Origin of the sequence: Streptococcus mitis SK597, from assembly GCF_000148545.1 — a bacterium.
Classification (GTDB): Bacteria; Bacillota; Bacilli; order Lactobacillales; family Streptococcaceae; genus Streptococcus; species Streptococcus mitis_C.
The window spans coordinates 1-13690 of sequence record NZ_AEDV01000086.1 but is presented as its reverse complement, the minus strand read 5'-3'; the positions used below and the strand labels follow the sequence as shown (position 1 = coordinate 13690).

The following is a 13690-nucleotide window of genomic DNA, read 5'->3' as shown; positions in this document are numbered from 1 at the left end:
TAACCATACCTACGGCAAGGCGACGTTGACGCGGTTTGAAGAGATTTTTGAAGAGTATGAAACGAAAAGGAGGTTGGTCATTGTACCAGCCTCCTTTTGAGTATGATATAATAGTTCTATGAGATTGGATAAATTTTTAGTTGCCTGTGCTGTAGGGAGTCGGACTGAGGTCAAAAACTTGCTCAAGGCTGGGCGCGTGACGGTAAATGGTAAAAAAGAAAAATCAGCTAAATTGCAGATTGATGAAAAAATAGATGAGATTCGCTTTGATGGGCAAGTGCTGGAGTATGAAGAGTTTGTCTACTACATGATGAACAAGCCCAAAGGAGTTATCTCAGCGACTGAGGATCCCAAGCATAGAACCGTTCTGGACTTGCTGGATGATATTGCTCGGAGCAAGGAAGTTTTCCCAGTAGGACGCTTGGATATTGACACGCATGGTCTTTTGCTCTTGACCAATGACGGCAAGCTTGCCCATGATCTTCTTTCACCCAAGCGTCATGTAGACAAGACGTATCTGGCTCAGGTCAAGGGAATTATGACCCAAGAAGATGTGGAGACATTTGCCAAGGGAATTCCGCTCAAAGACTTTACCTGTAAGCCCGCTAGACTGGAGCTTGTGTCCATAGATGCAGAAAAAAATCAAAGCCAAATTCGTGTGACCATTGCAGAAGGGAAGTTTCATCAGGTCAAGCGTATGGTGGGCTATTGTGGTAAGGAAGTAGTAGACCTACAGCGTTTGACTATGGGAACTTTAGTTTTAGATGAGAACTTGCAGCGAGGAGAATGGCGTCGCTTGACCAAGGAGGAATTAGAAGTTCTCCTTGCAAGTATTGCTTAATTTAGTTTATATTCGAAAAAGGTGAGGGACAATGTCCTTGCCTTTTATGTTTTTCAGTTGCTTCCTTTGTAAAAAGCGTTATAATAGACTGTAGAATAAAAGGAGGAATCTATGAACGCGATTCAAGAATCATTTACTGATAAACTATTTGCCAACTATGAAGCAAATGTAAAATACCAAGCGATTGAAAATGCTGCCAGCCACAACGGAATTTTTGCAGCCCTAGAACGTCGCCAAAGCCATGTAGACAATGCACCTGTTTTCTCATTGGACTTGACCAAGGACAAGGTAACCAACCAGAAGGCTTCTGGTCGTTGCTGGATGTTTGCGGCCCTCAATACCTTCCGCCACAAACTCATCTCGCAATACAAATTGGAAAATTTTGAGTTGTCACAGGCCCACACATTCTTCTGGGACAAGTATGAGAAATCAAACTGGTTCTTGGAGCAAGTGATTGCGACTGCAGACCAAGACTTGACGAGTCGTAAGGTTAAATTCCTACTCCAAACTCCACAACAAGACGGCGGTCAGTGGGATATGGTCGTTTCTCTCTTTGAGAAATACGGTGTTGTTCCTAAGTCAGTTTATCCTGAGTCTGTTTCATCTAGCAGCAGTCGTGAGCTAAATGCCATTCTTAACAAATTGCTTCGCCAAGATGCTCAAATCTTACGTGACTTGCTCGCTTCTGGCGCAGACCAAGTGACTGTTGAAGCTAAGAAAGAAGACCTCTTGCAAGAAATCTTTAACTTCCTTGCTATGTCATTGGGCCTTCCACCACGTAAATTTGACTTTGCTTATCGCGATAAGGATAACAACTACCAAAGCGAAAAGGGTATCACACCACAAGAATTTTATAAGAAATATGTCAATCTTCCTCTAGAAGATTACGTTTCTGTTATCAATGCTCCAACTGCTGACAAACCTTACGGTAAATCTTATACAGTTGAGATGTTGGGAAATGTGGTTGGTAGCCGTGCGGTTCGTTACATCAACGTTCCAATGGAGCGCTTGAAAGAATTGGCGATTACTCAAATGCAAGCAGGTGAGACTGTTTGGTTTGGTTCAGATGTCGGCCAGCTCAGCAACCGCAAAGCTGGAATCCTTGCGACAGATGTTTATGACTTTGAATCAAGCATGGATATTAAACTTACTCAAGACAAGGCTGGACGTTTGGATTACAGCGAAAGTTTGATGACCCACGCCATGGTCTTGACAGGTGTTGACTTGGACGAAAATGGTAAATCAACCAAGTGGAAGGTTGAAAACTCATGGGGAGACAAGGTCGGTACAGATGGTTACTTTGTTGCCTCAGACGCTTGGATGGACGAATACACATACCAAATCGTTGTCCGTAAAGAATTGCTGACAGCAGAAGAACAAGCTGCCTATGAAGCAGAACCAATCGTACTTGCACCATGGGATCCAATGGGAGCCCTGGCTGAATAAAAACATAGAAAAAAGGAATCAGGTATAGAACCTGGTTCCTTTTAAGTTGCTTGATTACATGATGTGAAGAACATGTGCCACAATACCCACTGCGAAGAGTGAAAGGATAATAGTGATTGGAGATACTTTTTTCTTAAGCAAGTACATGCAAAGGAAAGTAAGGAGTAGTCCTGATAGTCCAGGGATCAACATATCCAAGTTTTGTTGGAAAGTAGTAACTTTTTCAGGTGTTTGAGACAATCCTTGTCCTACTTGTGCGAATGCTTCTTGGATACCTTTAGATCCTTCTGGCAATTTATCCCAATGGATATAAGCCTTTTCATCTAGTTGAACTTTGGCAACATCGAAAGCAAATTTAATATTTACCCAACGTTGAACAAGGACAGCAAGAATGAACATCCCAAGGATAGAAGCTCCTTTAGTGATGTCTTGGAGGATACCGCCAGACATATCTTTAGTGATTTCTGATCCAGCCTTGTATCCAATTTCTTGTGTATACCACAAGAATGACATACGAATCAAGTTCCAAAGAACGAAGAAGAGGATTGGACCTAAGATATTACCAGTAAGGGCAAGTGAAGCACCGAGTGATCCAAGGATTGGGCGTACTGTAAACCAGAATACTGGGTCACCGATACCAGCAAGAGGTCCCATCATACCGATTTTAACCCCTTGGATAGCAGCGTCGTCAATTTCAACACCGTTAGCACGTTCTTCTTCAAGTGCAAGAGTAACCCCCATGATTGGAGCGGCTACGTATGGGTGAGTGTTGAAGAACTCAAGATGGCGTTCAAGAGCAGCGATTTGATCTTCTTTTTTAGTGTAGAGTTTTTTAAGAGCTGGAATTAATGAGTAAGCCCAACCCAAGTTTTGCATACGTTCATAGTTCCAAGAACCTTGTAAGAAAGTTGAACGCCACCAAACTTTTTTACGATCTGATTTAGTTAATTGAAGTTTTTCAGTCATGATGTTTTCAGTCCTTTCTTATCTTAGTAGTCTTCTAGGATATCGCCGATTGGGTCGTTAGAAGTTGCGGCTCCTCCGCCACCATTTCCACCAGTTTTAGAAAGGTGAAGGTAGATAAGAGCGATAGCAACACCGATAGCACCAAATCCGATTAGAGTAATATCTGACACGGCAGCAAGCACGAAACCGATAGCGAAGAATGGCCATACTTCACGAGTTGCCATCATGTTGATAACCATAGCGTAACCGACGGCAACGACCATACCACCACCGATAGCCATACCATCTTTGAGCCAATCAGGCATAGCATTTAGAATGCTTTGTACTGTTTCAGTTGGTACCATTAGAAGGAGTGCTGCAGGGACTGCAATACGAAGACCTTGAAGAAGAAGTGCGACAAAGTGAGCACGTTCAACTGCTTTGAAGTCACCTTTTTTAGCAGAAGCATCAGCAGTGTGAACCAATCCGACAGAGAGTGTACGGACAATCATAGTCAAGAATAGACCAGCAACTGCAAGAGGGATAGCAACCGCTTGGGCAACACCGATACCTGTCTTAGTAAAGTCGCCACCAAGAACCATGATAATGGCAGCAGCAACAGAAGCAAGAGCAGCGTCAGGAGCTACGGCAGCTCCGATGTTAGCCCAACCAAGGGCGATCATTTGAAGAGAACCACCAAGGATAATCCCTGCTTCAAGGTTACCGGTAACAAGACCGATAAGGGTACAAGCTACGATTGGTTGATGGAATTGGAACTGGTCGAGGATACCTTCAAGACCTGCTAGGAAGGCTACAACGACTACTAAAACCATAGAAATAATAGACATCTTTAAAATCCTTTCATAAAATCGATTATTGCACGTTTGCTTTGTTGATCAAGTTAAACAAATCTTTTTTGGTGTCGTTTGGTACTTTACGTACATCAAATTCAACACCAAGGTCACGCATTTTTTCAAATGTAGCAACGTCTTCTTTGTCCATAGACAAAACGTTGTTAACCATTGTTTTACCAGTTGAGTGAGCCATTGATCCAACATTAAGAGTTTTGATTGGCACGCCACCTTCGATAGCACGAAGAGCATCTTGAGGTGTTTCAAACAAGATAAGGGCATGTGTTTCTCCGAAGCGAGGATCTTTCGCAACGTCGATTAGTTTTTGGATAGGAACAACGTTTGCTTTCACTTTACCTGGAGCTGCTTGTTTAATGAGCTCTTTACGAAGATCGTCTTTAGCTACGTTATCTGAAGCAACGATGATACGGTCTGCTTTTGAATCTGGGGTCCAAGCAGTTGCAACCTGACCGTGAAGTAAACGAGTGTCTAGACGGGCAAGGTTGATTTTGAGTTTACCGTCTCCGATGACAGTTCCTTCTGGGATAGCAGCTTGGGCAACTGGAGCAGCTGCAGCGCTTGCTACTTCCTCAACTGGGTTTAGCTCTTCTGGAAGAGCTTTGATGCCATCTTTGGCTTCTTTAATGATATTAGCAGCGACTTTATCTACACCTGCAGCAGCATCCATGAGGCGCTCTGTATAGGCTTGAATCAACATCGGTAAATTAAGTCCTGTGATGATGGCAAACTTACGTTCGGGATTTTCTCCCATCACGCGGCTAGCTTGGTTAAATGGAGATCCACTCCAAAGGTCAGCCAAAACTAGAACCTCATCTTCTGCGTCAAATGCAGCAACAGCGTTATTAAACTTAGCGTATAAATCATCAGGACCTTCATTTGGCATAAAGGTTACAACTTGAACCTTTTCTTGTTCACCAAAGATCATAGATCCTGACTGATGAATACCCGCAGCAAATTCGCCGTGGCTCGCAATAATGATTCCGATACTCATTATTGTCATTCCTCCTTTTTTGTTTTAGTTTTCGTTTAAGAAAACTTTAAGACTTTTTAAGTATAAACCGTTTTCATCTAAAAATCAACTATTTATCATAAAATAATTAAAAAGATTACATCTGAAAATATTGATATATTGAGTTTTAGAGAAGTTTTTTTGAATCCTTATTTAAAAATTTAATATAAAAAAGTTGGAAGAAGCTTCCAACTTTCAAAATAGGTTTTTATTAGATTAGTGGGTGAAGTCGAGTACCATACGTCCTTGGATTTGACCTTTTTCCATTTCGTCGAAAATGGCTACGGCATCTTCTATTGGACGTTTTTGGACAACTGGAACTACTAAACCTTCTGCACCGAATTGGAAGGCTTCTTCCAAGTCTTTACGAGTTCCAACGAGAGAACCGATGACTTGGATTCCATCTAGAACGGTTTTCACGATGCTGAGTTCCATCATTTCAGAAGGAAGACCAACAGCGACGACGCGACCACCAGCACGAACGGAGTCAACAGCCTGGTTGAAGGCAACTTTAGACACAGCAGTTACGACAGCTGAATGAGCTCCTCCATCAGTTTTTTCTTTAATGAGTCCAGCTACATCTTCAACTTCGAGGCCGTTAATCACAATGTCAGCACCTACTTCTTTTGCAAGGGCAAGTTTGTCATTGTTGATATCAACTGCGATAACATGAGCATTGAATACTTTTTTAGCGTATTGAACAGCGAGGTTACCAAGTCCACCAGCACCGTAAAGAACTACCCATTGACCTGGTTCAACTTTTGCTTCTTTAATAGCTTTATAGGTTGTTACGCCAGCACATGTGATAGAAGAAGCTTGGGCTGGATCAAGTCCGTCAGGAACTTTAACAGCATAGTCTGCAGTTACGATACATTGTTCAGCCATACCACCGTCTACTGAGTAGCCAGCATTTTTTACTGTACGGCAAAGGGTTTCGCGACCAGTTGTACAGTATTCGCAAGTACCACATCCTTCAAAGAACCAAGCAACGCTGACGCGGTCACCGACTTTAAGGCTTTTAACATCTGGGGCAATTTCTTTAACGATACCAACACCTTCGTGGCCAAGAACACGTCCTGGTACTTGACCAAAGTCACCATGGGCAACGTGGAGGTCAGTGTGGCAAACACCACAGTATTCAATTTCTACAAGTGCTTCTCCAGTTTCAAGTGGACGGAGCACTTTTTCTTCAACAGCAACACCAGTGCTTTCTGGATTTACAACAACAGCTTTCATAGCTATCCTCCTTGATATTGACCGAGAACAGGGACAACGGGACTGGATTGATTTTGTGTCAACAGAGTCGAGTGTGACGAGCTCTCTTGTATTTATATGTGAAGTATATCACAAAAGAAAGCCTTTTCCAAGGTTTTGGAGGCAAAAAGTAGAACAATCGATTAACTGGTTGATGAGACTGTGAAAAGAACACAAAGACCAGCTCGCAAGCTGGTCAGTATGGACTATAAGAATAAGTCTTGTAGGGTTTTGGCAACTCCGTCTTGGTCATTGGTCAAGGAAATTTGCTCATCGGCATAAGGGAGTAGCTCTGGATTGGCATTTTTCATGGCATAGCCCTTCCCAGCAAAAGCGAGCATTTCGGTATCATTGTGTTCATCTCCAAAAGCAATCAAATCTTTTTTGTCGCGGTTCATTACCTTGAGCAAGTAGTCCAAAGCAAAGGCCTTATTGACACCTTTTGGGGTACACTCAAGGATATTGAGCGGACCTCCCCAGGTATTGATAGACAGTTGATGCTGGTAGAAGGCGTTCATTTCTTTTGCCAAGGCATATTTGTCACTGGCTCTGGTCTGTAACAGAATACAGTTAGGATTCTTGGTTACTAACTCTGGCTGAAATTGATCTTCAGGCTGGAAAGCTTCTACACCAAATAGTTTAGGATCGGCAATTTCTTCATTAGGATTTGTAATGTAGAATTTTTTACGATATTCTCCAGCGATAAAATCGGCTTGAATGTCCTCTGAACGTCGAACCATGTCTAAAAGATATTTTTTGTCTACGGTCAAACACTTTTCAAAGTTCCAAACTTGGTCTGGTAAATGAGTAAGGGAGCCGTTGAAATTAATCATAGGAGTGTCTAAGCCTAGTTCACGGTAAAAATCTTTTGACATGCGGTAAGGGCGGCCGGTTGTAATAATAACTTGATGGCCTTTTTCAGCAACTTTTTTAATAGTTTCTTTGGTAAAGTCAGAAATCTGACTGTCTGAGTTGAGCAGGGTTCCATCTAGATCTAGTGCAATAATTTTTTTCGTCATATAAACCTTTCTAGTGTCTTTCCAGATAAGATGTCTTCTATTATAACAAAAAGCAGACAGAAAAGCAGATTCCAAACAAAAAATGAAATTTCATCAATTTCTTAAATAAATCAAACAAAGATATTGAAAAAGTGAATGATAAATGATATAATTCTATTATTGTTCGTAAAAATTAAAAGGAGATTGATAATGGACAAATTATTTAAACTAAAAGAGAACGGTACAGACGTTCGTACAGAGGTTCTCGCTGGTTTAACAACTTTCTTTGCAATGAGCTATATTCTCTTTGTAAACCCACAAATTCTTTCGCAAACAGGGATGCCTGCTCAGGGTGTCTTCCTCGCAACGATTATCGGTGCAGTTGCTGGTACCCTGATGATGGCCTTCTACGCCAACTTGCCATATGCTCAAGCGCCAGGTATGGGACTCAATGCCTTCTTTACCTTTACAGTTGTATTTGGACTCGGTTATTCTTGGCAAGAAGCCCTAGCTATGGTCTTCATCTGTGGAATTATCTCATTGATTATCACTTTGACAAATGTTCGTAAAATGATCATTGAATCGATTCCCAATGCTCTTCGCTCAGCTATTTCAGCTGGTATCGGTGTCTTCCTTGCCTATGTAGGGATTAAGAATGCTGGACTTTTGAAATTCACGATTGATCCAGGCAACTATACTGTTGTAGGAGAAGGGGCTGACAAAGCTCAAGCAACGATTGCAGCAAATGCTTCAGCAGTTCCAGGATTGGTCAGCTTTAATAATCCAGCTGTTTTAGTGGCTCTTGCAGGACTTGCTATCACAATTTTCTTTGTTATCAAAGGAATTAAAGGGGGAATTATCCTCTCTATCTTGACAACAACTGTTCTTGCTATCGCAGTTGGTTTGGTAGATTTGTCTAGCATCGATTTTGCTAACAACCATGTTGGTGCAGCCTTTGAAGACTTGAAGACAGTCTTTGGTGCAGCTCTTGGTTCAGAAGGTTTGGGAGCTTTGATTTCAGATACAGCTCGCTTACCTGAAACTCTTATGGCAATTCTTGCCTTCTCGTTAACAGATATTTTTGACACAATTGGTACCTTGATCGGTACAGGTGAAAAAGTTGGTATCGTAGCGACAAATGGTGAAAATCATCAATCAGCTAAGTTAGACAAGGCTCTTTACTCTGACTTGATTGGTACTTCAATTGGTGCCATCGCAGGTACTTCGAACGTAACGACTTATGTTGAGTCTGCTGCTGGTATTGGTGCAGGTGGACGTACTGGTTTGACAGCCTTGGTCGTGGCAATCTGTTTTGCGATCTCAAGCTTCTTTAGCCCACTTCTAGCGATTGTACCAACAGCCGCTACAGCTCCAATCTTGATTATCGTTGGGATTATGATGTTGGCTAGCTTGAAAAATATCCATTGGGACGATATGTCTGAAGCGGTTCCTGCTTTCTTCACATCTATCTTTATGGGATTCAGCTACTCTATCACTCAAGGGATTGCAGTTGGTTTCTTGACTTACACTTTGACTAAGCTTGTCAAAGGTCAAGCTAAAGATGTTCATGTCATGATTTGGATTTTGGATGCTTTGTTTATCCTTAACTACATCAGCATGGCCTTATAATAGGATAACCCAGGGGGATTTTCCCCCTTTTTGAATACAAAGGAGATAGGTGATGAAAGAGAAAAATATATGGAAAGAATTATTGCATCGTGCAGGTTGGCTGTTAATCTTTTTTTTGGCGACAATTTTATATCAGATTCCTATAGGGGTTACTGCTATTTTAACTTTAAATGCAGTACCACTGTTACAGTCAGGACTGATAGTTGCTGGTATTTCGATTGTAGTTCTGGTTCTATTTATTATTGGAGCTCGTAAAACGCAATTAGCAAGTTTTAATTTTTCATTTTTTAGAGCTAAGGATTTGGCACGATTGGGCTTGAGTTATTTAGTCATTATCTGTTCAAATATACTTGGTTCTATCTTGTTACAACTGTCAAATGAGACGACAACAAGTAACCAGTCTCAGATTAACGATATGGTTCAAAATAGCTCTTTGATTTCTAGTTTCTTCTTGCTAGCCCTACTTGCTCCGATTTGTGAGGAAATCTTGTGCCGTGGGATTATTCCTAAAAAGGTTTTCAGAGGTAAGGAGAGCTGGGGATTTGTAGTCGGTACGATTGTGTTTGCTTTATTGCATCAACCAAGTAATTTACCTTCTTTATTGATTTATGGAGGTATGTCGATCGTTCTGTCTTGGACGGCTTACAAGACCCAACGTTTGGAAATGTCTATCTTGCTTCACATGATTGTGAATGGGGTTGCTTTCTGTTTGTTGGCTCTCGTGGTGATTTTGAGTCGGACATTAGGGATTTCTGTTTAAGATTTTTGACAATTGCTTGTTTCTATTGGGAAAAAGATGAATGCAATCGTGTCCATCTTTTTCTTTTTATGGTAAAATAGAAAAATAATATGATGAAAAGCCTTGAGGGAGTGACCGATATGTCAAGTAAAGCCAATCATGCAAAGACATCTATTTGCGGAATTATTAATGTAACCCCAGACTCCTTTTCGGATGGTGGTCAATTTTTTGCGCTTGAGCAGGCACTCCAGCAGGCTCGTAAATTGATAGCAGAAGGAGCCAGTATGCTCGATATCGGCGGAGAATCGACTCGGCCGGGAAGTAGTTATGTTGAGATAGAAGAGGAAATCCAGCGTGTTGTTCCAGTGATCAAAGCTATTCGCAAGGAAAGTGATGTCCTTATCTCCATTGATACTTGGAAAAGTCAGGTGGCAGAGGCTGCTTTGGCTGCTGGTGCTAACCTAGTTAATGATATCACTGGTCTCATGGGTGATGAAAAAATGGCCCATGTGGTAGCTAAGGCTGGAGCGAAAGTGGTCATCATGTTTAATCCAGTTATGGCTCGACCTCAGCACCCTAGCTCGCTCATATTCCCTCATTTTGGATTTAATCAAGCTTTTACAGAGGAAGAGTTAGCTGACTTTGAAACATTGCCAATCGAAGACTTGATGGAGACTTTCTTTGAACGAGCATTAGCGAGAGCAGAGGAAGCTGGTATTGTACAAGAAAATATCCTGTTAGACCCAGGAATTGGCTTTGGTTTGACTAAGAAAGAAAATTTGCTTCTTTTACGGGACCTGGATAAACTACATCAGAAGGGCTATCCAATCTTTCTTGGAGTGTCGCGCAAGCGGTTTGTCATCAATATCCTTGAAGAAAGTGGTTTTGAAGTCAATCCTGAGACAGAGCTTGGTTTCCGCAATCGGGACACTGCTTCTGCTCATGTAACTAGTATCGCTGCGAGACAGGGTGTAGAAGTGGTGCGTGTGCATGATGTAGCTAGTCATAAGATGGCAGTTGAAATTGCATCAGCCATCCGATTGGCTGAAGATGCGGAAAATCTAGATTTAAAACAATATAAATAAGATGAAAGAATTCGAAAATAATCAGTGGATTGCCCACTATCGGACGGATCAACCGCATTTTGGCTTGGAACGAATGGTGGAACTATTAGCATTGCGTGGCAATCCCCATCTCAAACTCAAGGTCATCCATATCGGAGGAACCAATGGCAAGGGTTCGACCATTGCTTTTTTGAAAAATATGCTGGAAAAGCTAGGCCTGAGAGTTGGTGTGTTCAGCTCGCCCTATCTCATTCACTACACAGACCAGATTAGTATCAATGGGGAATCTATCCCAGAAGCTAGGCTAGAAGCCCTCATGGCAGACTATCAATCTTTGCTGGAAGGGGAAGTGTCTGCCAAGTTGCAGGAGACAACCGAGTTTGAGATTATCACAGCTCTGGCCTATGACTACTTCGCTACAGAGCAAGTAGATGTGGCCATTATAGAAGTGGGCATGGGCGGACTTTTGGATAGTACCAATGTCTGCCAGCCAATTTTGACAGGCATCACAACCATTGGATTGGACCATGTAGCCCTACTTGGTGATACCTTGGAAGCTATAGCAGAGCAGAAAGCTGGTATTATCAAACAAGGAATTCCCTTGGTAACGGGTCGTATCGCTCCAGAAGCTTTGGCTATGATTGACCGCATTGTGGAAGAGAAAGATGCGTCGAGACTTGCCTACGGGGCAAATTATCATGTCAGTCACCAAGAGAGTGTGGTAACGGGTGAAGTATTTGACTATACCAGTGCTGTCAGACAAGGTCGCTTCCAGACTGGCCTGCTTGGTTTGCACCAGATAGAGAATGCTGGGATGGCCATAGCTTTGCTTGATAATTTTTGTCAGGAGGATGGCCGAGAACTAGCAAGCAATCGCTTGCTTGCTCAAGCTCTGGAAGAAACAAGGTGGCCAGGGCGTTTGGAAATCGTGTCAAGAGACCCCTTGATGATTTTGGATGGGGCTCACAATCCTCATGCTATCAAGGCTTTAGTAGCAACCTTGCAAGAACGCTTTGCGGATTATCGTAAGGAAATCCTCTTTACTTGTATCAAAACCAAGGCCTTGGAGGATATGTTAGACTTACTGGGGGCCATGCCAGATACCGAGCTTACCCTGACACATTTTGACGATAGTCGGGCGACTGATGAAAGCGTGCTGAAAGAGGCAGCTAAGTCTAGAAATCTCAGCTACCAAGATTGGCAGGATTTTCTAGAGCAAAAATTGACAGATAAAAAAGAAGAGAAAAAAACAGTTAGGATTGTCACAGGTTCCTTGTATTTTTTGAGCCAAGTGAGAGCCTATCTGATGGAGAGGAAGAATGAAAATGGATACACAAAAGATTGAAACAGCTGTAAAAATGATTATCGAGGCTGTCGGAGAGGACGCTAACCGCGAGGGCTTGCAGGAAACACCTGCTCGTGTGGCTCGTATGTACCAAGAGATTTTTTCAGGTCTTGGTCAAACGGCGGAGGAACATTTGTCAAAATCCTTTGAGATTATTGATGATAATATGGTGGTAGAAAAGGATATCTTTTTCCATACTATGTGTGAACACCACTTCTTGCCATTTTATGGTAGAGCGCATATTGCCTATATTCCAGATGGCCGTGTAGCAGGTTTGTCTAAGCTAGCCCGTACGGTTGAAGTTTATTCAAAAAAACCACAAATTCAAGAACGATTGAATATCGAAGTGGCCGATGCCTTGATGGAGTATCTAGGTGCTAAAGGAGCCTTTGTTGTCATTGAGGCGGAACATATGTGTATGAGCATGCGTGGTGTCAGAAAACCAGGCACTGCAACCTTGACGACAGTAGCTCGTGGTCTATTTGAAACAGATAAGGACCTCCGAGATCAGGCTTATCGTTTAATGGGACTATAATACTCTTCGAAAATCTCTTAAAACCAGGTCAGCTTCCACCTGCAACCTCAAAACAGTGTTTTGAGCAGCCTGCGGCTAGCTTCCTAGTTTGCACTTTGATTTTCATTGAGTATAAAAAGAATCCGCTTGAAGCGGATTTTTCTAGAAAGGAATCATTATGGATCAACTGCAGATTAAGGATTTGGAAATTTTTGCCTATCATGGTCTTTTCCCTAGTGAAAAGGAATTGGGGCAGAAGTTTGTCGTTTCAGCCATCTTATCCTATGATATGACCAAGGCGGCTACAGACTTGGATTTAACAGACTCTGTTCATTATGGAGAACTGTGTCAGAAGTGGACGACTTGGTTTCAGGAAACAACTGAGGACTTGATTGAAACGGTAGCCTACAAACTGGTAGAACGTACTTTTGAGTCTTATCCTCTTGTCCAAGAGATTGAGTTGGAACTGAAAAAGCCTTGGGCGCCAGTGCATTTACCGCTAGATACCTGCTCGGTAACCATTCATCGCCGCAAGCAACGAGCCTTTATCGCTCTAGGAAGCAATATGGGAGATAAACAAGCAAACTTGAAACAAGCCATTGAGAAAATGCGAGCTCGAGGTATCCAAATTCTCAAAGAGTCCAGTGTCTTGACGACGGAGCCTTGGGGTGGTGTGGAGCAAGATAGCTTTGCTAATCAAGTGGTTGAGGTTGAAACCTGGTTGCCGGCCCCAGTTCTATTAGAGACCTTGTTAGCTATTGAGTCAGAGATGGGACGGGTGAGAGAAATGCATTGGGGACCTCGTTTGATTGATTTGGACTTGCTCTTTGTGGAGGACCAGATCATTTATACAGATGACCTTATCTTGCCTCATCCTTACATAGCGGAACGCCTTTTTGTTCTTGAGTCTCTACAAGAAATTGCGCCTCATTTTATCCATCCGATATTAAAGCAACCGATCCGCAACTTGTATAATGCTTTGAAACAATAGAAAAAACTCTAGTTTTCAGTCGTTTGTAACTGAAGGCTAGAGT

At 42.2% G+C, this 13690-nt stretch carries 13 protein-coding genes; 8 read left to right on the top strand and 5 right to left on the bottom strand.

Features of this window, described 5'->3' with window-relative positions; genetic code table 11:
• Positions 1 to 118 precede the first annotated feature (118 nt).
• Both SMSK597_RS11215 and pepC read left to right on the top strand, forming a co-directional pair.
• Positions 119 to 841 (top strand): pseudouridine synthase, encoded by a 723-nt coding sequence (locus tag SMSK597_RS11215; protein ID WP_001234892.1) that lies wholly within the window; start codon positions 119 to 121, stop codon positions 839 to 841.
• A gap of 111 nt (positions 842 to 952) precedes the next feature.
• Positions 953 to 2287, top strand: a complete 1335-nt coding sequence (gene pepC / locus SMSK597_RS11205) for an aminopeptidase C (protein WP_000991640.1) — start codon at positions 953 to 955, stop codon at positions 2285 to 2287.
• A 54-nt stretch (positions 2288 to 2341) separates the two neighbouring features.
• Here pepC and SMSK597_RS11200 read toward each other — a convergent pair whose 3' ends face one another.
• From SMSK597_RS11200 to SMSK597_RS11180, 5 genes are all read right to left on the bottom strand, one after another.
• The gene (locus SMSK597_RS11200; RefSeq protein ID WP_000136863.1) at positions 2342 to 3253 is read right to left on the bottom strand and encodes a PTS system mannose/fructose/sorbose family transporter subunit IID; all 912 of its coding nucleotides are present in this window, start codon (positions 3251 to 3253) and stop codon (positions 2342 to 2344) included.
• 23 nt (positions 3254 to 3276) lie between these two features.
• A complete protein-coding gene (locus tag SMSK597_RS11195) occupies positions 3277 to 4080 on the bottom strand; it encodes a PTS mannose/fructose/sorbose transporter subunit IIC (protein ID WP_000022716.1) in 804 nt (267 codons plus the stop codon).
• Between the two features lie 25 nt (positions 4081 to 4105).
• Positions 4106 to 5095: a PTS sugar transporter subunit IIB gene (locus tag SMSK597_RS11190; protein WP_000021965.1), complete on the bottom strand. Its 990-nt coding sequence runs from the start codon at positions 5093 to 5095 to the stop codon at positions 4106 to 4108.
• A 234-nt stretch (positions 5096 to 5329) separates the two neighbouring features.
• Positions 5330 to 6349, bottom strand: a complete 1020-nt coding sequence (gene adhP, locus SMSK597_RS11185; protein ID WP_000649184.1) for an alcohol dehydrogenase AdhP — start codon at positions 6347 to 6349, stop codon at positions 5330 to 5332.
• A gap of 224 nt (positions 6350 to 6573) precedes the next feature.
• A complete protein-coding gene (locus tag SMSK597_RS11180; RefSeq protein ID WP_000162316.1) occupies positions 6574 to 7386 on the bottom strand; it encodes a Cof-type HAD-IIB family hydrolase in 813 nt (270 codons plus the stop codon).
• 189 nt (positions 7387 to 7575) lie between these two features.
• Here SMSK597_RS11180 and SMSK597_RS11175 point away from each other — a divergent pair, with 189 nt between their 5' ends.
• The 6 genes from SMSK597_RS11175 (at position 7576) to folK (ending at position 13647) form a co-directional block, all read left to right on the top strand.
• Complete coding sequence (locus tag SMSK597_RS11175) at positions 7576 to 8994, top strand: NCS2 family permease (protein ID WP_000359264.1); 1419 nt, start codon at positions 7576 to 7578, stop codon at positions 8992 to 8994.
• 52 nt (positions 8995 to 9046) lie between these two features.
• The gene (locus SMSK597_RS11170; RefSeq protein ID WP_000660414.1) at positions 9047 to 9754 is read left to right on the top strand and encodes a CPBP family intramembrane glutamic endopeptidase; all 708 of its coding nucleotides are present in this window, start codon (positions 9047 to 9049) and stop codon (positions 9752 to 9754) included.
• Positions 9755 to 9843: 89 nt separating this feature from the next.
• A complete protein-coding gene (gene folP, locus SMSK597_RS11165; RefSeq protein ID WP_000978146.1) occupies positions 9844 to 10818 on the top strand; it encodes a dihydropteroate synthase in 975 nt (324 codons plus the stop codon).
• A gap of 1 nt (position 10819) precedes the next feature.
• Positions 10820 to 12142, top strand: coding sequence for a bifunctional folylpolyglutamate synthase/dihydrofolate synthase (locus SMSK597_RS11160; protein WP_000657453.1), 1323 nt, complete (start codon positions 10820 to 10822; stop codon positions 12140 to 12142).
• Positions 12123 to 12677, top strand: a complete 555-nt coding sequence (gene folE, locus SMSK597_RS0103120) for a GTP cyclohydrolase I FolE (RefSeq protein WP_004247172.1) — start codon at positions 12123 to 12125, stop codon at positions 12675 to 12677. The genes SMSK597_RS11160 and folE overlap by 20 nt, the downstream gene beginning before the upstream one ends.
• A 157-nt stretch (positions 12678 to 12834) precedes the next feature.
• Positions 12835 to 13647, top strand: coding sequence for a 2-amino-4-hydroxy-6-hydroxymethyldihydropteridine diphosphokinase (gene folK, locus SMSK597_RS11155; protein ID WP_000372519.1), 813 nt, complete (start codon positions 12835 to 12837; stop codon positions 13645 to 13647).
• Positions 13648 to 13690 lie beyond the last annotated feature (43 nt).

What these genes read in the sequence shown, in the direction of transcription:
- SMSK597_RS11180 (WP_000162316.1), bottom strand. Translation starts at nt 7,386, where the DNA reads ATGACGAAAAAAATTATTGCACTAGATCTAGATGGAACCCTGCTCAAC.
- folE (WP_004247172.1), top strand. Translation starts at nt 12,123, where the DNA reads ATGGATACACAAAAGATTGAAACAGCTGTAAAAATGATTATCGAGGCT.
- SMSK597_RS11200 (WP_000136863.1), bottom strand. Translation starts at nt 3,253, where the DNA reads ATGACTGAAAAACTTCAATTAACTAAATCAGATCGTAAAAAAGTTTGG.
- SMSK597_RS11170 (WP_000660414.1), top strand. Translation starts at nt 9,047, where the DNA reads ATGAAAGAGAAAAATATATGGAAAGAATTATTGCATCGTGCAGGTTGG.
- SMSK597_RS11160 (WP_000657453.1), top strand. Translation starts at nt 10,820, where the DNA reads ATGAAAGAATTCGAAAATAATCAGTGGATTGCCCACTATCGGACGGAT.
- folP (WP_000978146.1), top strand. Translation starts at nt 9,844, where the DNA reads ATGATGAAAAGCCTTGAGGGAGTGACCGATATGTCAAGTAAAGCCAAT.
- adhP (WP_000649184.1), bottom strand. Translation starts at nt 6,349, where the DNA reads ATGAAAGCTGTTGTTGTAAATCCAGAAAGCACTGGTGTTGCTGTTGAA.
- SMSK597_RS11195 (WP_000022716.1), bottom strand. Translation starts at nt 4,080, where the DNA reads ATGTCTATTATTTCTATGGTTTTAGTAGTCGTTGTAGCCTTCCTAGCA.
- pepC (WP_000991640.1), top strand. Translation starts at nt 953, where the DNA reads ATGAACGCGATTCAAGAATCATTTACTGATAAACTATTTGCCAACTAT.
- folK (WP_000372519.1), top strand. Translation starts at nt 12,835, where the DNA reads ATGGATCAACTGCAGATTAAGGATTTGGAAATTTTTGCCTATCATGGT.
- SMSK597_RS11175 (WP_000359264.1), top strand. Translation starts at nt 7,576, where the DNA reads ATGGACAAATTATTTAAACTAAAAGAGAACGGTACAGACGTTCGTACA.
- SMSK597_RS11190 (WP_000021965.1), bottom strand. Translation starts at nt 5,095, where the DNA reads ATGAGTATCGGAATCATTATTGCGAGCCACGGCGAATTTGCTGCGGGT.
- SMSK597_RS11215 (WP_001234892.1), top strand. Translation starts at nt 119, where the DNA reads ATGAGATTGGATAAATTTTTAGTTGCCTGTGCTGTAGGGAGTCGGACT.